The organism is Acidovorax sp. WCS2018Noco2-16 (assembly GCF_031843945.1).
Taxonomy (GTDB): domain Bacteria; phylum Pseudomonadota; class Gammaproteobacteria; order Burkholderiales; family Burkholderiaceae_C; genus Paracidovorax.
Genome location: NZ_JAVTJJ010000005.1, coordinates 100,435 through 118,816, shown reverse-complemented (window position 1 = coordinate 118,816; position 18,382 = coordinate 100,435). Strand labels below are relative to the sequence as shown.

The window sequence follows — 18,382 nt, the reverse complement described above, 5'->3', positions numbered from 1 at the left end:
CCATTCGCATTCACTGCTTTCCGAGGTGCTCCGCATGTCCGCTCTCGACGGCGCTGGTTCGGGCGTTCTTTCCGGCGCCTCCACAGACCCGGTACAGGCCCTGTACCTGCAGCACCACGGCTGGCTGGTGGCGCGGCTGCGCCGCAAGCTGGGCTGCGCCTGGGACGCGGCGGATCTGGCGCAGGGCACCTTCGTGCGCGTGCTTGCCGCGCGCGGCGCCGCGCCGCCGGCGCAGTGGGCCGAACCCCGCGCCTACCTGACCACCATCGCCCAGCGCCTCTTGTCCAACCACCTGCGGCGCCGTCAGATCGAACGCGCCTACCTCGACGCGCTGGTGCTGCTCCCTGAGCCCGCAGCGCCGCCGCCCGACACGCGCCTGATGGTGCTGGAAACGCTGCTCGCCATCGACCGGCTGCTGGACGGCCTGCCCACCGTCGCCCGCCGCGCCTTTTTGCTGTGGCGGCTGGAAGAGCTGACGCAGGACGATATCGCCGCGCAGCTGGACATTTCGCGCACCAGCGTGCGGCGGCACTTGGCCGCAGCTGCCGCGCGGTGCTACTTTCACGCCCCGTCGCGTGGCAAGGCATGACCGCCGCCTACCCCGTCGCCCACGACGACGACGCCTGCGACTTCGCCGTTTCACCCCGGGTGGCGCGCGAGGCTGTGCACTGGCTGCTGGAGCTGCACCCCGGCGACAGCCCCGAGGCGCGCCGCGCACGCCAGCAGTGGCAGGCCTGGATGGCAGCCGACCCGGCCCATGTCCGCGCGTGGCAGCGCATTGCCGAGGTAGACGGCCAGCTGCGCGGCGTGCCCGCCGCCGTCGCCCTGCCCACCCTGGCCGCGCCCGGCCTGAGCCGCCGCCGCACCGTGCAGCTGGCCGCGCTGCTGACGGCCGGCGCCGGCGGCCTGCTGGCGGCGCGGCAGACCACGCCCTGGCAGCAGCTGGCGGCCGACCTGTCCACCGCCACTGGCGAGCGCCATGAAACGGTGCTGGCCGACGGCACGCGGCTGCTGCTCAACACCGCCTCCGCCGTGGACGTGCGCTACAGCAGCGCCGAGCGGCTGATCGTGCTGCGCGCCGGCGAGATCCTGGTGCACAGCGCGCCCGACGCCACCGGCCGGCCGCTGCGCGTGCGCACGGCGGCGGGCACGGTGCGCGCCATCGGCACACGCTTCACGGTGCGACAGCTGGAACGCGGCGCCGCAAGCACTGCCATCGCCCCCATCGCCGTGATTGCCGTGCTGGAAGGCGCCGTGGAACTGACCCCCGCCGCCGCGCCCACCGCCACGCTGCGGCTGCAGGCGGGCCAGCAGGCGCAGTTGACTGCGGCCGCCGCCAGCCCGCCTGCGCCGCTGCCCGAAGGCGCGGCCGCCTGGAGCGAGGGCATGCTGGTGGCCGACGCGATGCCGCTGGCCGACTTCATCGCCGAGCTGTCGCGCCACCGCACCGGCGTGCTGCGCTGCGCGCCGGAGGTGGCCGCGCTGCGCGTGTCCGGCGCCTACCCGCTGGGGGACACCGACCGCGTGCTGGCCGCCCTGACCCGCGCGCTGCCGGTGCAGGTGCAGCTGCGCACGCGCTGGTGGGTGACGGTGGCGGCGCGCGGTGGCTGATCCCTGTCGCCTGCAGCGTTTGCTACTAACTTAATAGCTATCAGCGCTTGATGGATAAGCGCTACAGGCCTTTTTCACTCAAATCCTGAAAAAAAAGACGGCCAAACGCGCAGCGGTGCGTGTCAAGGAAAGCAAGGCCAGAGCGGAAGGCGCAAACCCGTCCCGCCGCTACCGCCCGGCCCCAGTGCTTTTCTACCGCCTGCCTGAAAGATGCCTTTGCCATGACCGCGCCCGCCACCGCCACCTCCATCGCTCCCCACACTCTGCACACCACCGCCCCGTGGTTGGCCGCGCCCCTGCTGTGCGCCGGCTTGGCGCTGGGCACCGCCCTGGTCGCGCCTGCTGCCCAGGCCCAAGGCCAGCCGGGCAGCACGGCCAGCCCCGATGCACCGCGCCAGCGCTACGCCATTGCGCCCGGCCCGCTGGGCGCGGCGCTGAGCCGTTTGGGGCGCGAATCAGGCACGCTGATCAGCTTCAGCCCGCAGCTCACCGACGGCCTGTCGTCGCCCGGCGTATCTGGCGAACACACGGTGGCGCAGGCGCTGGCCGCGCTGCTGGCCGGCGCGCCGCTGCAGGCCGTGCCGGCGGCCGACGGCAGCTACACCCTGCGCCCGACGGCCACCGCCACCGAACGCCCCGCCGCCGCAACCGCGCTGGGCGAAGTGCGCGTGACCGCCAGCGCCCCGCTCACGCCCGACGACCTGCCCGCGCCCTATGCCGGCGGCCAGGTCGCGCGCGGCGGCCGGCTGGGCCTGCTGGGCCAGACGGACGTGATGGACGCGCCCCTGCACATCACCAGCTACACCGCCCAGGCGCTGGCCGACCGGCAAGTGACCACGCTGGGCGAGGCGCTGTCGGCCGACCCGTCGGTGCGCAGCGTGGCGCCCAGCGGCGACGTGGCCGACGCGTTCTTCATTCGCGGCTTTGCCATCGGCGACAACAACATCGGCGAGGTGGCGTTCGACGGCCTCTACGGCGTGGCGCCCAACTACCGGCTGCTGACCGACTACGCCGAGCGCGTGGAAGTGCTCAAAGGCCCGGCCGCCATGGTGTACGGCATGTCGCCCAACAGCGGCGTGGGCGGCGGCATCAACGTGGTGCCCAAGCGCGCGACCGAAGACCTGACGCGCCTGCGCGCCGACTACGGCACCCGGTCGCAGGCCGGCGGGCACATTGACGTGGCACGCCGCCTGGGCGACGACCGGCGCTTCGGCGTGCGCTTCAACGGCAGCTGGCGCGACGGCCGCACGCCCATGGACCACCAGCGCCGCGAAGCCACGCTGGGTGCGCTGGCGCTGGACTACACCAGCGACCGCACCCAGGTCACGCTGGACTTGATCGACCAGCGCGAAGACGTCGACGCGCCCACGCGCCGGCCGTCGCTGGCCGCCGGGCTGGCGGTGCCGCCCGCACCTGACGCGCGCCGCAACACCACCCAGCGCTGGGAGTGGTACGACAGCACCGAGCAATCGGCCCTGCTGAAGGCCCGGCACGACCTGAACGCGCAGTGGTCGGTGTTCGGCAGCCTGGGCGCGGCGCGCTCCGAGGTGGACCGGCTCTTCAACACACCCACCATCACCAACGCGGCGGGCGACACGCGCGTGACGCCCACCCGCGCCCGCTTCGACGTGCGCCGCCATGTGGCCGAAGCCGGCCTGCGCGGGCGCTTTTCCACCGGCGGCGTGGCGCACCAGGCCACGCTGCAGTGGAGCCGCTACGAAGACCGCTACCGCATGGGCTCGGTGGCCGGCTCGGCCTATACATCGAACCTGTACGCGCCCATCGAGCGGCCCGCGCAGGACGTGGCCGCGCCCGGCGCCGTGCCGCTGCGCTCGGCCAACGTGCTGCAGGGCGTGGCGCTGGCGGACACGCTCTCGCTGTGGGACGACCGCTTGCTGGTCACCCTGGGCGTGCGGCACCAGCAGGTCGATTCGGACAACTTCGACACCGCCGGCCTGCGCACCGGCACCTACGGCCAAAGCGCCACCACGCCCATGGCCGGCGTGGTCGTCAAGCCGTGGCAGGGCGTGTCGATCTACGCCAATTCCATCGAAGGCCTCAGCAAAGGCGACACCGCGCCCAGCAGCGCCGTCAACGCGGGCGAGGCGTTCGCGCCCTACCGCGCGCGCCAGCAGGAAGTGGGCGTGAAGTTCGACCACGGCCGCCTCATCACCACCGCCAGCGTGTTCCAGATTCGCCGCCCCAGCGGCGTGCTGGTGGACAACCGCTTCAGCGTGGACGGCGAGCAGCGCAACCGCGGCCTGGAGCTGACGGCCCAGGGCGAGCCCGTGCCCGGCTGGCGCCTGTACGGCGGCGCCACCTGGATCGACGCGGAACTGACCCGCACCGCCAGCGCCGCAACTCAGGGCCGCACCGTCGTGGGCGTGCCGCGCGCGCAGTTCGCGCTGAATGCCGAACACGACCTGGGCGCCGCACCGGGCCTGACGCTGACCGGCGCACTGACCCACACCCGCTCGCAATTCGCCGACCAGGCCAACCTGCAGCGCCTGCCCGGCTGGACCACGGTGGACGTGGGCCTGCGCTGGCGCACCGCCCTGGCCGGCCGCACCACCACCTGGCGCGCCACCGTGCGCAACGCCACCGGCCGCGACTACTGGGCGGGCTCGTCCACCTATGGCACCCTGCTGCAGGGCGCGCCGCGCAGCGTGCTGGTGTCGGCCACGGTGGACTTCTGAAAACAGAGGTGCCCACGCACGCCATGAAACCCGAGCCGTAGCGCGGGTCGTCACGGCGATGGGTGGCGCCCGCGCGCACTCTCCCGCAGAATCGGGCAGACATGCCCCTGCCCCCGCACCACCCCAGCCCCACGCCTCCGATCACCGAACCGGCCCCCACTGCACCCTCTGCAGCAGCTCGCACCGCCTCTGCCGCCGAGGCCAGTGCCGCCGCCGAACTGCAGCGCAGCGCCGCCCAGCGCGCGTCGCTCTCGCCCTTCGGGCCGCTGTCGGTGCCAGTCTTTCGCATGCTGTGGCTGACCTGGGTCACGGCCAACACCTGCATGTGGATGAACGACGTGGCGGCCGCCTGGCTGATGACCACGCTGACCACCTCGCCCGTGCTGGTGGCGCTGGTGCAGACGGCGTCCACGTTGCCGGTCTTCCTGCTGGGGCTGCCCAGCGGGGCGCTGGCGGACATCCTGGACCGGCGCCGCTACTTCATCGCCACGCAATTCTGGGTGGCCGTCGTGGCGCTGCTGCTGTGCGTGGCGATTCTGGCGGGCGGCATGACGGCGCCGCTGCTGCTGGCGCTGACCTTCGCCAACGGCATCGGGCTGGCCATGCGCTGGCCGGTGTTCGCCGCCATCGTGCCCGAGCTGGTCAGCCGCGAGCAGTTGCCCGCGGCGCTGGCGCTCAACGGCGTGGCGATGAATGCGTCGCGCATCATCGGGCCGCTGCTGGCCGGCGCCATCATCGCCAGCGCGGGCAGCGCCTGGGTGTTCGTGCTGAACGCGGTGCTGTCGGTGATTGCGGGCTTCACCATCATGCGCTGGAAGCGGGCGCCCTCACCCAACCCATTGGGGCGCGAGCGCCTGTCCAGCGCCATGCGCGTGGGCATGCAGTTCGTGCGCGAATCGCCCCGCATGCGCGCCGTGCTCTGGCGCATCGCCGTGTTCTTTTTGCATGCCACGGCGCTGCTGGCGCTGCTGCCGCTGGTGGCGCGCGACCTGGACGGCGGCGGCGCCGGCACCTTCACGCTGCTGCTGGCGTCGATGGGCACGGGCGCCATTGTGGCGGCGCTCTGCTTGCCGCGCCTGCGCCAGGCCATGGCGCACGAAAAGCTGGTCAGCCGGGGTGCCTTGCTGCAGGCGGCGGCCACCGCCGTGGTGGCCGTGGCACCCAACATATACGTCGCCGTGCCGGCCATGGTGGTGGGCGGCGCCGCCTGGATCACCACCGCCAACACCCTCACCGTATCGGCCCAGATGGCGCTGCCCAACTGGGTGCGCGCGCGCGGCATGTCGATCTACCAGATGGCGCTGATGGGCGCCACGGCGGCCGGTGCGGCGCTGTGGGGCCAGGTGGCGTCGATGACCAGCGTGCACATCAGCCTGCTGGCTGCTTCGGTGACCGGCGCGGTCGCTATGCTGGTGGTGCAGCGTGTGGTGACCGACCGCAGCCTGGAAGAAGACCTGAGTCCGTCCACCGCCTTCAAGACCCCGCAGGCGCCGACCACGCCGCAGGCCGGGTTGCGATTGGTGGTGGCCATCGAATACTTCATCGACCCGACGCGGGCGGCGGAATTTCGCGCGGTGATGCAGGAAAGCCGCCGCGCGCGCCTGCGCCAGGGCGCGCTGAGCTGGGCGCTGCAGCACGACATCAGCGACCCGCGCCGCTATGTGGAACGGGTGGTGGACGAATCGTGGACCGAGCACCTGCGCCGCTTCGGCCGCGCCACCGCGTCGGACGTGGCACTGCGCGACCGCAAGTTCGCATTTCACACGGGGGAGAACCCGCCGGTGGTGTCGCGCTACGTGGTCGAGGGCGACTGATTGCTCACCTATTGATAGCTGCTAACGCTTGATGGATAAGCGCTAGAGGCCAATTTGGTTATAAACCGCCGCTTGGCGAAAAGCTGCGCCGCAGCACGCCCAGCAGCACCTTGCGCAGCAGCAGTGCCAGCGCCTCGGGCGGTGCGCCGGCTTGCAGGGCATCAGCCAGAGCCTGCCAGTGCACGGCCACCGTGCCCGTGACCTCGGCCCGCCAGCGGGTGGCCAGGCGGGGGGAATCCTCGGGGGGCACGCGGGCCTGGTGCGCGATCACCAGATAGTGCGTACAGGCCGCCTCGATGGTGTGTCGCAGCACGTCGTCTACCGCGTTTTTCTTTTGCACCGTGCGCACCGCCCAGGCCGTGGTGCCTGCCAGCAGCGCACCCAGTGCCGTACCCGCGCCCAGGGTCAGGCCGCCCGTGCCGATGTCGATCATCGCGCCCGCCTTGGCGCCCGCGGCGGCCCCCGCGGCCACGCCGGCCGATGTGCCGACCGCCCGCACCATTCGGTCCCCGCGCGGTGCGATCGGCCGCGCGGCGGGTTCGGCAGACCGATCGGGCGGCGCAGGCGGCTGGCCATGCAGCGTGCGCAGTGTGGCGTCCAGCGTGTGCAGGTGCTGGGCGTAGGACGCGGCAGAGTCAGCGCCGGATTCCAGCGCGGAGCAGGCGCGCAGGTGGCGCGCCAACGCCTGCATCGATTGATCGAAATGATCTTCGTTATGCGCCTGCCAGGCCAGGCGCAGCCGCTCCAGCGCGGCGCTCCGCTGGGGCAGCAAGGTGGCCAGCTGTTCGAACAGCGCGGGCTCCAGCACCCAGCTCTCGCCCCACTGCGACCATGGCAGCGTGGCCCGGGGTGCGGCTTGCCAAACCAGGGGCACGGGCGCGTCGGCCAGTGCGATGACGGCGTCCACCGGCTCGTCCTGCGCGTCGGTGAAGCGCAACGATTCCTCTGCGCCCCGGCCCGCATGCCCTGCGGCCATGGCGTGCAGCGCCTGGGCCTGCGCGGGGCTGGTGCCGAGCACGCCCAGCACCAGGTTGGCGGGCAGGGCCGCACGCAGCGCGTCGAAGGCGCCGCCGTGCAGGTCGATGTGCAGCCCGCGCAGCAACCGGGTCTCGCGCCAGCGCGCCCAGGCGGCCAGGGCCAGGCGGGGCAGCACGACGGCCAGCAGCAGCAGGCCCACGTACATCCACACCCAGCGGCTGCCGGCGGCACCCTGGCCGGCAAAGTTCTGCGTGGCGGCGATGTCTTGCAGCGTGAAGGGCGCGAGGCCGAACAGCGCGGTGAGCGGCCAGAACAGCACGGTGGTGATGGTATGCACCTGACCCGCGTCGAGGAAGGTGCTTTCCCAGCCGAACTGATAGCGCACGACCAGGCCGCGCAGCAGCAGCGACAGCGCGATGCCCGCGCCCCAGGCCGCCGCGCACAGGTGCAGCACGCGCGCCAGGCGCTGCGCGAAGGGCCCGGCCGTGGCGGCGAACCAGCGTGCGTGAAAGTCCGCCGCCACGCGCGCGGCCAGGCCTCGCCGCGCGCGTGTCGACGCGGGCTGGGCCCAGCGGCGCAGCGCCAGCGGCAGCTCCGGCGCCGCGCCCCGGTGGCGCCAGGCGCGCCAGGCCAGCAGCGCGTACAGGCCCAGGTTCCAGGCCAGCACCAGCAGCAGCGGGGGCGAGAGCAAATCCACGCGGTGGGCGTTGGCGATGCGGTCGACCGCCAGCCCCAGCAGCAGCGCGCCGATGGGCAGGGCGCGGGCCAGCCAGCGCAGGCCCGCGCTGGGCTGGGCCAGGGCGGCGATGGCGGCATCGCGCGTGCCGGCGCGCTCGACGATCGCCTGGGCGCGCGCCTGCACCACATCGCCCACCTCCACGCGCGCCACGCCGCGCTGGCGGGCGGCAGCGATGGCCTGCCGCAGGGCGGCGTCCAACTCTGGCGGACTCACGGCGCCGGCCTGTTCGATGGACTGGGCGAGCAGCAGGGTGCGCAGTTCGGGCTCGGTGACCGGCAGGCGGGAAGGCACGTCGGAAGGCGCTGCCAAAGGTGGATTTGCTCCTTTATTCATAGCTATTAGCGCTTGATGGATAAGCGCTAGAGGCCGATTTGACCCCTATTTCCACACTCATCTTGGCCACAGCACCCACAGCCGCAGGTTCTGCTTGAGCCGCCCGGCGATGTCGCCCGCCTCCTGGCCCCAGCCGGTGAAGTAGTCGGCCCGCACGGCGCCCAGAATGGCGCTGCCCGTGTCTTGCGCCAGCACCAGCCGCTGCAGCTGCGTGGTGGGGCCGGTGGAAGCCAGCCACACGGGCGTGCCATACGGAATGCTCTGTCGGTCCACCGCGATGGAGCGGCCGGGCGTGAGCGCCACGCCCTGCGCGCCCTTGGGCCCGAAGCCGGCGTCCATGGCGTCCAGCGGCTCTTCGCGGAAGAACACGTAGCGCGGGTTGGCCCACAGCATCTCGTTGACGCGGGCGGGGTTCTGCAGCGTCCAGGCGCGAATGCCGGGCCAGGTGGCGTCGCGTACCAGGCCCTGGTCGAGCAGCCAGCGGCCCACGCTCATGTACGGCTGGTCGTTGGTGCCGGCATAGGCCACGCGCACCAGCGTGGTGGTGCCGTCGGCTTCCAGCAGCCGCAGGCGGCCCGAGCCCTGGATGTGCAGCACCATGGCCTCGACCGGGTCGCGCACCCACGCGATGGCACGGCCGGCCAGCTGCGCCTGCGCTTCGGGCAACGTGTCGATCTGCTGGCGCGTGTACCAGGGCTTGCGGGCGCCCAGGCTGGCCGGCGCGCGGTAGATGGGCACCACGTACCCGTTGCCGGGCAGGCGCGAGGCGTCCAGGTAAGGCTCGTAGTACGCGGTCAGCAGGCCGTCGGCATTGCCGCCCGGCGCTTCCACGCGGTAGGGCTGCAGGCGCGCGCGCATCCAGGCGCGCTGCTCGTCGGGCGTGCCGATGGACAGGCGCCGCACGTCGCCGCACAAAGGCACGAAGGCCGGTGCGGGCCGCTCGCAGCTTTTGATCCAGGCGTTCCAGGCTTCGCTGGTGCTGTCGTCGGCAAAGCCGGGCAGGTCGTCCCACGACACGGGCACCCAGCGGCTCTTGGGCTGGGCGAGGGTGCCGGGCACAGGGGCTGCCGGCGCAGCAGGCACGCTGGCAAAAGGCGGTGGCGGCGGGGCCGGAACGGCCGAGGGCACATCGGGGGGAGCGGGCGGCCGGGTGGAGCAGGCCACCAGCGTTCCTACAATCAGCGCCGTGGTCACAAGGCGCAGGAGACGGAATTTCATGGGACTGATTTTGCTTGAAGCCTTGCTGGCACTGGTGGTGCTGGTGGCAATCGTGTGGTGGACCATGTTCTCGGGCCGCCGGCGCGGTGAATTGCCGCCCCCGCCAGAGCAGGAGGCGCCATCCACCGATGACGGCACCCCGCCCCCTGCTTCTGCACCACCGCCTGCGCCACCTGCGCCGTAGTGCATCGACTTCACCGGGATGACTGGCGCCGTGCTCCTACAGCCGCGTTTCCCAGACGCTGCTACGGTGTGACTCCGCCTTGCAAGCCCCCTGGTGCCCGCAGGCGGAAATCCAAAAACGATCATCCAAGGAGTCCGCCATGCGCTTGCGCCATCCCATTCTCATCGCCGCCACCGCCGCCGTTTTCCTGGCGGGCTGCGCGAACATGTCCGACACCCAGCGCCGCACCGCCACCGGTGCGGGCGTGGGTGCTGCAGGCGGCGCCGTGCTGGGCGCTGTGACGGGCGGCAACGCCGGCACCGGTGCGCTGATCGGCGCGGGCGTGGGCGCCCTGGGCACCTATATCTGGTCGCAGCACATGGAGCGCCAGAAGCAGGACATGCAACAGGTCACGCAAGGCACCGGCGTGGTGGTCACGCAGACGCCGGACAACCAGCTGAAGCTCGACATCCCGAGCGACATCTCGTTCGCCGTGAACCGCTCGGACATCCAGCCCAACTTCGCGCCCGTGCTGGACCGCTTCGCCGAAGGCCTGCGCAACAACCCGAACACCGAAGTGCGCATCGTCGGCCACACCGACTCGACCGGCTCTGACGCCATCAACAACCCGCTGTCGCAAGACCGTGCAGCCAGCGCCCGCAACTACCTGACGCAGCGCGGCGTGAACGGCAACCGCATTCAGGTGGAAGGCCGGGGTTCGTACCAGCCCATCGCCACCAACGACACGGGCGATGGCCGCGCCCGCAATCGCCGCGTGGAAATCTTCGTGGGCGAACGCCCCCGCGGTTGACGGCACGGGCACTGCGCCCGCTGTACCACCAGTTAGTTGGCCCGTTCGCCCTGAGCCTGTCGAAGGGCTGATGCCCGTACGTGCCCTGGCTTCGACAAGCTCAGCCCGAACGGACTGTTCTTAACTGACCTGCATCGGGCTGCGCTGCTACCTCTTTTCATACTCGCTCATGCGTTGTGATGAGCGCAATCCCGCAGCGACCTTGCGCCTTCCGACGCAGATCTAGCGCAGGCTGCCCTCCGGCAGGTGCGCGCGCAGCAGGTTGGCCAGCTCCACCGCCGACTTCACCTGCATCTTGTCGAACACGCGTGAGCGGTGCACTTCCACCGTGCGCACGCTGATGTCGAGCTGATCGGCGATCAGCTTGTTGGGCAGGCCCTCGACCACCAGCCGCATCACGTCGCGCTCGCGCTCGGTCAATTCGGCCACGCGGTCTTGCAGTTCGTGCTGCGCGCGCCGCTCCTGCAGGTGGCTGGTCGACTGGGCCAGCGCCGCCTGAATGCGGTCCACCAGCAGGTTGTCGGAAAACGGCTTTTCGCAGAAGTCGAACGCGCCGCGCTTGACGGTAGCCACGGCGGTGGGCACGTCGGCATGGCCGGTGAGAAAGATCACGGGCATGGCGGCGATGTCGCCGCGCTCTACCAACTGGTCGAACAGGGCCAGGCCGCTCATGCCGGGCATGCGCACGTCCAGCAGCAGGCAGCAGGGCTGGCGCTGCGGGGGGCGGCTTTGCAGCATGACGGCGAACGATTCGGCACTGTCGTAGGACTCGCTGGGCACGCGGCGCGAGCGCAGCAGCCAGGCCAGCGCTTCGCGCACGCCCGCATCGTCATCGACGATGTATACGGTGGCGTTGGAGACGGGTTCCATGAATCAGGATCAGGGGGCGGTGGGTGGCGCGAAGGGTTGCGCTGCGTCCGGCTCGTGGGAAGCCGCAGGCAGCGTGAAGGTGAATACCGTACCACGCGGATCCCGCCGCGCGTAGCCCAGAAAGCCGCCGTGCTGTTCCACCACCGTGCGGCACAGCGACAGCCCCAGGCCCATGCCCTCGGCGCGGGTGGTGAAGAAGGGCGTGAACAGCTGCGCAGCCACGTCTTCGGGAATGCCGAGCCCGCAGTCAGCCACGGTGAATTCGAGCCACGCACGGCTGGCGTTGGACGCGGCGCGGCCCGCGCGCAGCTCCAGCACGCGGGGGTGAATATGCGCATCGTCCATGGCCTGCATGGCGTTGCGTGCCAAGTTGAGCAGCACCTGCTCGACCATCGTGCGGTCGCACAGCGCCGTGGGCAGGCCCGACTCGATGGTCACCTGCACCTGCACCCCGAGCTTGCGGGCCTGCAAGCGGACAAGCGGCATCACGGCATCGAGCAGGTCTTGCGCCGTGACCGACTCGCGGCTCTGGTCGCGCCGCCGCACGAAGTCGTGCACGCTCTTGATCACCCGGCCCGCGCGCTCGGCCTGCTGGGCGATGCGCTGCATGGCGGTGCGTACCTCGCGCAGGTCGCCCCGCAGAGGCTCCGGCAGCGCGGGCTGGGGCGGCGCTCCGTCGGCCACCGGCGCCAGCAGGTTGAGGGAGCCGCTGGCGTAGCTGGAGATGGCTGCCAGCGGCTGGTTTAATTCGTGGCTCAGCAGCGAGGCCATCTCACCCACCGTGGCCAGGCGCGCCGTGGCCTGCAGCCGGTCGTGCGAGGTGCGCGATAGCTCTTCCACGCGGCGCTGCTCGCTCACGTCGAGGAACGAGCCCATCCAGCCCGTGTGCAGGCCCTGCGCATTGATGAGGGGCGCCTCGTAGATCATGACCGGAAAGCGCGTGCCGTCATGCCGCATGAAGACCGATTCGTAGCCTTCGCGTGGCGGTATCTGCTGGCCCGACAGGCGCACCACCTGCCGCGCGCCGTATTCCTTGGCGAACTCGGGCGGCCAGTACGGCAGCGGCGCGCCCTGGCCCACCAGTTCGTGCGCGGAAAAGCCCACCATGTCGCAGAAAGCCGGGTTGACGTAGGTGATGTGGCCCTGCAGGTCGCGCGCGCGAAGGCCGGTCACCAGCGAATCCTCCATGGCCTTGCGAAACGCCAGTGCGTCGCCCAGATCGCGCTCGGCGCGCAGCCGGCGGCGGTTGTCGCGCACCAGCACCACCAGCACCGTCACCAGCGCCACCGACATGGCCGTCACCAGCGCCGTGAGCACGTTGGGAAACACGCTCGGCGCGCTGTGCCAGCTGCCCATGCGCAGCATGATGGCGGTGCCGGGCAGGTCGAGCAGTTGCTGCGCCTGGAACATGCGCGAGCCGCGCCGGGTGGCACCCACCAGAGCCAGCCGCGTGCCGTCGGGCTCGGTAAAAGACACCTCCTGGCCGCGCTGCAGGCTGGTGGCGACCAGGTCCACCAGCACGTTCTGCAGCGCGTAGGTGGCGATGAGAAACCCGTGAAAGCGCCCGCTCTCCATCAACGGTACGCACAGCTCCATCATCTCGGAGCCCATGCCGTCGCCCTGGGGCTGGAAGTAGCTACCCGAGTAGGACGCCGCGCCAATGCGCCGCGCATTGGCGCAGGCCAGCGCGATGTCGGACTGCACGGCGGCCCGCGTGTCGGACTCCCAATGTATGGCGCGGTAAGGTGTTTCAACGTGCGCGCGCACGCGCAGCTGCGCGTCGCGCCATTCCACCCGAACCAGTTCGCGCCGCAGGCTCAGCAGCCCGGCGGCGCGGTGCTCCCAGGACGCCAGGTCAGGATCTCCCGCCTGCAGCGCTTGCAGGCTTTGCAGGTTGTGGGTGAAGGCCACGCGGATGTCGGCCACCGCATCGGCCGTGTCGCGCTCGAGCTTGCTCTGCACCTGGCTGGCCTCGTAGCGACCGGCCAGCCAGACCAGCGTGACCAGCATGGCGGCGACCAGCACCACCAGCAGCGTCCAGAGCGACCAGCGCCGCCAGGCGCTGTGCCAGCGGCGCCAGGGCTGAGGCCGGGCGGGCTGCGCGGTGGCGGGTGAATCGGAAAAGGCAGAGCTCACAACACGCAGTGGTCCAGCGCAGGCAGTTGCCGGCGCACTTGCCGCAGATAGGCCGCATCGATGTCGCCGCAGACCACGCCCTCGCCTTCGGGCTGCACCGCCAGCACGGCGCCCCACGGGTCCACCAGCATGCTGTGGCCCCAGGTGCGGCGGCCGGTCTCGTGCGTGCCGCCCTGGGCGGGCGCCAGCACATAGGCCAGGTTCTCCACGGCACGCGCGCGCAGCAGTACCTCCCAGTGCGCCTGGCCGGTGGTGTGGGTGAAGGCGCTGGGCACCAGCAGCAGGTCGGTGCCGGCGCGCGCATGCTGGCGGTAGAGCTCCGGAAAGCGCAGGTCGTAGCAGACCGAAAGCCCTACGCGCCACACGACTCCGTCGCGCGACGTCATCTCGAAGCGCGCGGTGTCGGCGCCGGCTTCGATCACGTGGGCTTCATCAAAACGCTCGCGACCGTTGTCGAAGCGAAAGAGGTGGATCTTGTCGTAGCGCGCCACGCGCTCGCCCGAGGGGTCGAACACCAGCGTGGTGTTGCGCACCTGGGTGGCGCTGCCCGACTGCAGCGGCAAGGTGCCGCCGACGACCCAGAGGCCGAGTTCACGCGCGGCGGTGGACAGAAAGCGCTGCAGCGGGCCGTCGCCCAGCGGCTCGCGCAGCGCCAGCTTGTCGGTGTCGCGCGCGCCCATGAAGCCGAAGTATTCGGGCAGCACGGCCAGCTCGGCCCCTTGGGCAGCGGCGGCCTCCAGCAGGCGGCGGGCATGGGCCATGTTTTCGTCAGGGCTTTGGCCCGACACCATCTGCAAGGCCGCGACTTTCATGAGGCGTCTCCCGAAGGCGAATTCAATGGCAGGGCGTCGGAGGTATCGCTGCGCCCGCCCGCAGGACGGCGACGGGTGATGCGTTCGATGCGGGGGTCGTCCCAGGTCCCGTCGATATGGAACTGCTGCGTGGCCGCCTGAATGAGCGGGCCGCGCAGAAACACCTGAGCCAGGAAGCTGCCCAGCCCGATGACCGGGTTGATGGCCGTGGCGACCAGCGAGGCGGTCATGGCGTTGATCTCAGGCACCACCACCACATGCAGATCCTGCGTTTCGCGGTCGATGTCGGCGCGGCCTTCCATCAGCACGGCGGCGTTCACGCCCTTCATCTGCAGGTTGTTGGTGATGGCCACGCCCTGCTCAATGCGCACGTCGCCGCGCACGAAGTCGAATGCGAAGCCCTCACTGAACACGTCGCGAAAATCGAGCGTCAGCCGGCGCGGCAGCGACTGCAGGCTGAGCACGCTCAGCAGCTTGGCCAGGCCTGGCTCGGCCTTGAGGAACTGGCCGGCCGCCATGTCCAGGTGCACCAGCCCGGTCATGGAAGGGTAATCGGGGCTGATGGGCGCACCCGTCCAGGCCACCTGGCCGTCCATGCGGCCCTGGCCCCGGCGCAGCACGCCCTCCATGCCGAAGCGCGCCAGCAGCTCGCCCGAGTCGCGAATGTCGAGGCGGAAGTTCATGACCGTGCGCTTGACCGGCTCTGCAGTGCCCGCGCCGATCACCCGCCCCCAACTGCCGCTGGACGTGAACGTGGCCTCGGGCGCCACCAGGTTGAACTTGGACAGCAGCCATTCGCGCGCGCCGCCCGCGCCCCGGTTCTGCGCCTCGATCTCGATGCGGCCCAGCCGCCTGCCGCGCAGCTCGAAGTCCTGCACCACGATGTCAAGCGATGGCAATGCGCCAGGCTGTGCGGTATCGCCGAGCAGCATGTCGTCTACCTGCGTGACGGCCGCCTGGGGAATGGTCAGACGCGAAAGACGTGCGAACACCTGGCTCTGCGACGCGTCCGAGCCCGTGGCGGCGCCCTGCCGGTATTCGAAATAGCCGCTTAGCTCGTTGGCGTCGATATTGGCGCGCCAGGTCGTGCCCTCACGCGATCCGCCAGCGACCACCCGGTGCAGCGTGCGCCCTTGCCGGGTGATGGTGTCGGCACGTACGGCAATCAGCGTGGGCAGGTAGTCAGGCATCGATGCGACGGAAATCGGCGCCGCAGGGCTGAAAGGCGGCGTGGCCGCTGCTGGCGGAGTCGGATCGGCTCCGGCAGCCACCGGCAACGCGGCTGCCGCTGGCGGCGCTTCGCCCGGCTCCAGCAGCTTGGCCTGCCAGGCGTCCACATCCACATGCTTGAGATGTACGTTCGCGGCAACGCCTTCGGCGGGCAGCGGTGCTGACTCATTTGGCACCAGCCCCAGAGCGATGGCGCCGCGCAGTACACGCGGCTGCGGTCCGCTCACATCGCGCACATAGCGGGCAGAGCCCACGCCACCCAGGTCCACCACCATCTCGTCATGCAGCGGCCCGGCCGATGTGGCCGACTCGTTCGTCAGCCGGTTCTCAAACCGCACCGGCAGGGCCGTATCAGCCGCCTTGCCCAGCGGCGCCGGCACGGACAGCGCCATGCCTTGGAGGCTGGTGGTGACCTGCACCTCGGGCACGCCCCGGCGCACCCCCACCGTCACTGCGTAAGGCGTGCTGCCGGTCGCGCTGCGGGCGATCTGCGCCAGCCCCCCCAGCTCCTTGGCCTGCTGCAGCCCCTGCGCCGTGGCAACGCCCTGCGCACGCACTTGCACGGCCGACTCGCCTCTGGCGGCCTGGCCGGCCGTGGTGTGCATGCCGCCCTCGAAGCGCACATCGCCGCCCAGCGACTGGCCCTGCACACCTGCCAGCGTGAAACCGGTTTCGGTGAACTGCACCGCACCTTGCGTGCGTTCCACCAGCGGGGTTTCCGGCGTGATGCGCACATCGTTGCCCGCCAGGGTGACGGTGCCCCGCACCTTCGAGGCGTCGATGTGTTCCACCGGCAGACTCAGGTCCAGCTGCAGCGCGCCCGGCCCGGTGGCCGTGGCCTTGTCCAGTGCGCCACTGGTCAGCTCGCCAATGTGCGATCCGCGCACCATCGCCAGCATGTCGCCCAGCGGACCACGCACCTCGCCCGAGACGCCGACCACCGTATGCGCCAGGTTGGGAATGCGCACGTTCACCTTCTGCGCCCGCACCTGTGGCGCACCGACGAAGCTGCTGCTGGCGTCCTTCACGCTCATGCTGGAACGCTCGAAGATCAGCTCGCCGTCCAGGCCGGTCAGTGCCGGCCAGGGCAGCTGCTGGCCGTGCTGCAGGGACGGCGGCACGTAGGCATAGGTCGCACCGCGCACCCGGGCGGCGATGCGGAATTCGCCTTGGCCCGGCTGGTTGAACGGCATGTGGTGCAGGTCGCCCTTGACGCGGAACTGCACCTGAGTGGCCGAGCCGGCGGTGACGGCATCGCGCACGTAATGCCGCGTGGCCTCTGGAATGACCAGCGGCAGGTAGCGGTGCACGCGCGTGCCGTCGGCACGCTGCAGCGTGCCCGTCAGGTCCAGCACCCCCGGGGAGCGGCCAAGGTCGTCGGTGCTCCAGCTCAGTCGGGCCTGCCCCGCCGCATCGGCATTGGCAAAGCGCACGTCGCTGGCCTGCACCGCCAGGCGCTTGCCTTCACGCTGCCAGCGCACCGCGGCGCCCAGCTGCTGCACGGGCACCAGCGGATCCTCAAATACACCGGGCAGCAACAACGCGCCATCGGCCAGCGCCAGCGTGGCGTTGCCGCCAGCCTGGTTGAGATCGAATTCGACCGTTGCCCCGCGCACGCCGGGCACACGTGCAGCCGCCACCGCGCCTGCTGCGGCAGGTGCTGCCAGCGCCAGGCCAGAAACCTTGCCGCGGGCCTGGTACTGCTGCGGCGCCGTCAGCGGGCCGCGCCAGCTGGCCTGCACGGCATCGACCATGCCTTCGGGCGAATACGTGGCCAGTGCGCGGTGGGCTGCATCGCCCAACGGCAGGCGGCTGGCGATGTCCGTCAGCGCGGCCAGGTCCAGCCGGTCGGCCTGCAGCTCGCCATGGTCCTGCTCGGCAGCGCTGCCATGGGTGTGCCGCAGCGTCAGGTTGCCGCCCGGCCAGCGCAGCCCGTCGTCGGTGAGGAACTGCAAGCCGTTGGTGGATACCTCGAACCCATCGGCGAACCGGCGCCCGCCGATACGGCCGGCGACAGTGCGCAGGGCCAGCGGCTGCAGTTGCTCGCCCAGTGTGGTGTTGACGCCCGCCAGTGCGAGGTCGGCCGTGCCGCCGACGAGTTGGCCGCGCTGAACATCGGCCCAGGCGCGCACGGCTCCGTGCCCGCCCGCCACGCGCGCGCCCAAGTCCACATGCTGGTTCAGGCGTGACACGTCCACCCGGGAAAAGTCGGCATAGAGCTGCCCGCTCCACTGCTGCCAGGCGCCGCTGTGGGCAGACAGCAGCGGCTCGCGGAACTGCCCGCGCAGCGTGAACCGCTCGCCCCATTCAGGCGGGGGCGTGGCGTCCACCCGCAGGGCATGGCGCCAACGGCCGTTGCGCAACACCAGGTCGACCTGGCTGAGCGCCAGCGGCGGAGCGCCGCGCAGCTCGTCGGTCCAGCGCACCGTGCCGCCGCGGATCGCCACTTCCTTTTGCGAGAACAGCCAGTCGGCGCCGTCGCTATTGCTGCCATCGGCGCCCGCGCTGTCGACGAACGTCAGGCCGGCGATGAAGATGCGGCCGTCGCGCTCGCGGCGCACGTCCAGCTCGGGCCCTTCTATATAGAGTTGCTCGAACCCCAGCCTCAGCAACGAGCGCGGCGACACGGCCACCACCACGCGCGGCAACCGCAGCGCCTCGCGGCCCTGGGCATCCAGCAGGGCGACACCGCCCAATTCGATGGCGGGCAGCAAGCCGTCCGAGCGGGCGGTGAGCGAATCGATGCGCACAGGAACCCCCAACGCGCGTGCGGCATGGGCTTCGAGCTGCGGACGGTAATCGCCGATTCGCGGCACAATCCAGCCATGAAGCCCTGCCCATGCGGCTGCCAGCAGCAAACCGAAGGCCAGCAGCAGCCCCAGAGACCACTTAGCGAACACCGCCACGCATGTCAAAAGGCGTGTGGGGCGTGGTGGTGTCTCGGCGTTCATGGCGGGTGTTGTCGGTGTCA

General features: G+C 71.0%; 12 protein-coding genes. 6 read left to right on the top strand and 6 right to left on the bottom strand.

The genetic code is table 11. The features are described from left to right. Positions 1-34 precede the first annotated feature (34 nt). The 4 genes from RQI28_RS12785 (at position 35) to RQI28_RS12770 (ending at position 6,121) form a co-directional block, all read left to right on the top strand. Complete coding sequence (locus RQI28_RS12785) at positions 35-589, top strand: sigma-70 family RNA polymerase sigma factor (RefSeq protein ID WP_311222279.1); 555 nt, start codon at positions 35-37, stop codon at positions 587-589. Next, on the top strand, positions 586-1,611 hold the full coding sequence (locus RQI28_RS12780) for a FecR domain-containing protein (RefSeq protein WP_311222278.1): 1,026 nt from the start codon (positions 586-588) through the stop codon (positions 1,609-1,611). Before RQI28_RS12785 ends, RQI28_RS12780 begins: the two co-directional genes overlap by 4 nt. A gap of 221 nt (positions 1,612-1,832) precedes the next feature. Continuing rightward, positions 1,833-4,307 carry a TonB-dependent siderophore receptor gene (locus tag RQI28_RS12775; RefSeq protein WP_311222277.1) on the top strand — a complete coding sequence of 825 codons (2,475 nt, stop codon included), beginning with the start codon at positions 1,833-1,835 and terminating at the stop codon, positions 4,305-4,307. A gap of 101 nt (positions 4,308-4,408) precedes the next feature. Then, positions 4,409-6,121 (top strand): MFS transporter, encoded by a 1,713-nt coding sequence (locus RQI28_RS12770; RefSeq protein ID WP_311222276.1) that lies wholly within the window; start codon positions 4,409-4,411, stop codon positions 6,119-6,121. A gap of 58 nt (positions 6,122-6,179) precedes the next feature. Here RQI28_RS12770 and RQI28_RS12765 read toward each other — a convergent pair whose 3' ends face one another. Together RQI28_RS12765 and RQI28_RS12760 are read right to left on the bottom strand one after the other, a co-directional pair. Further along, entirely contained in the window at positions 6,180-8,147 is a 1,968-nt protein-coding gene (locus RQI28_RS12765; protein WP_311222275.1) for a DUF2868 domain-containing protein, read from the bottom strand. Positions 8,148-8,228: 81 nt separating this feature from the next. Next, positions 8,229-9,455, bottom strand: a complete 1,227-nt coding sequence (locus RQI28_RS12760; RefSeq protein ID WP_311222274.1) for an MltA domain-containing protein — start codon at positions 9,453-9,455, stop codon at positions 8,229-8,231. Here RQI28_RS12760 and RQI28_RS12755 point away from each other — a divergent pair. Continuing rightward, positions 9,388-9,573 (top strand): hypothetical protein, encoded by a 186-nt coding sequence (locus tag RQI28_RS12755; protein ID WP_311222273.1) that lies wholly within the window; start codon positions 9,388-9,390, stop codon positions 9,571-9,573. The two genes, RQI28_RS12760 and RQI28_RS12755, sit on opposite strands and share 68 nt — an antisense overlap. A gap of 139 nt (positions 9,574-9,712) precedes the next feature. Next, positions 9,713-10,363 carry an OmpA family protein gene (locus tag RQI28_RS12750; RefSeq protein ID WP_311222272.1) on the top strand — a complete coding sequence of 217 codons (651 nt, stop codon included), beginning with the start codon at positions 9,713-9,715 and terminating at the stop codon, positions 10,361-10,363. A gap of 222 nt (positions 10,364-10,585) precedes the next feature. On the opposite strand, the gene RQI28_RS12745 is transcribed toward RQI28_RS12750, so the two are convergent. From RQI28_RS12745 to RQI28_RS12730, 4 genes are read right to left on the bottom strand one after another with little or no spacing between them, the layout of a single operon-like run. Next, positions 10,586-11,233 (bottom strand): response regulator, encoded by a 648-nt coding sequence (locus RQI28_RS12745; protein ID WP_311222271.1) that lies wholly within the window; start codon positions 11,231-11,233, stop codon positions 10,586-10,588. Between the two features lie 9 nt (positions 11,234-11,242). Further along, positions 11,243-13,369, bottom strand: coding sequence for an ATP-binding protein (locus tag RQI28_RS12740; protein ID WP_311222270.1), 2,127 nt, complete (start codon positions 13,367-13,369; stop codon positions 11,243-11,245). After that, positions 13,366-14,181: a carbon-nitrogen hydrolase family protein gene (locus tag RQI28_RS12735; RefSeq protein WP_311222269.1), complete on the bottom strand. Its 816-nt coding sequence runs from the start codon at positions 14,179-14,181 to the stop codon at positions 13,366-13,368. Before RQI28_RS12735 ends, RQI28_RS12740 begins: the two co-directional genes overlap by 4 nt. Next, positions 14,178-18,362, bottom strand: a complete 4,185-nt coding sequence (locus RQI28_RS12730; RefSeq protein ID WP_311222268.1) for a YhdP family protein — start codon at positions 18,360-18,362, stop codon at positions 14,178-14,180. Before RQI28_RS12730 ends, RQI28_RS12735 begins: the two co-directional genes overlap by 4 nt. Positions 18,363-18,382: the final 20 nt, after the last annotated feature.

What these genes read in the sequence shown, in the direction of transcription:
- RQI28_RS12785 (WP_311222279.1), top strand. Translation starts at nt 35, where the DNA reads ATGTCCGCTCTCGACGGCGCTGGTTCGGGCGTTCTTTCCGGCGCCTCC.
- RQI28_RS12780 (WP_311222278.1), top strand. Translation starts at nt 586, where the DNA reads ATGACCGCCGCCTACCCCGTCGCCCACGACGACGACGCCTGCGACTTC.
- RQI28_RS12775 (WP_311222277.1), top strand. Translation starts at nt 1,833, where the DNA reads ATGACCGCGCCCGCCACCGCCACCTCCATCGCTCCCCACACTCTGCAC.
- RQI28_RS12770 (WP_311222276.1), top strand. Translation starts at nt 4,409, where the DNA reads ATGCCCCTGCCCCCGCACCACCCCAGCCCCACGCCTCCGATCACCGAA.
- RQI28_RS12755 (WP_311222273.1), top strand. Translation starts at nt 9,388, where the DNA reads ATGGGACTGATTTTGCTTGAAGCCTTGCTGGCACTGGTGGTGCTGGTG.
- RQI28_RS12760 (WP_311222274.1), bottom strand. Translation starts at nt 9,455, where the DNA reads ATGGTCCACCACACGATTGCCACCAGCACCACCAGTGCCAGCAAGGCT.
- RQI28_RS12750 (WP_311222272.1), top strand. Translation starts at nt 9,713, where the DNA reads ATGCGCTTGCGCCATCCCATTCTCATCGCCGCCACCGCCGCCGTTTTC.
- RQI28_RS12745 (WP_311222271.1), bottom strand. Translation starts at nt 11,233, where the DNA reads ATGGAACCCGTCTCCAACGCCACCGTATACATCGTCGATGACGATGCG.
- RQI28_RS12735 (WP_311222269.1), bottom strand. Translation starts at nt 14,181, where the DNA reads ATGAAAGTCGCGGCCTTGCAGATGGTGTCGGGCCAAAGCCCTGACGAA.
- RQI28_RS12730 (WP_311222268.1), bottom strand. Translation starts at nt 18,362, where the DNA reads ATGAACGCCGAGACACCACCACGCCCCACACGCCTTTTGACATGCGTG.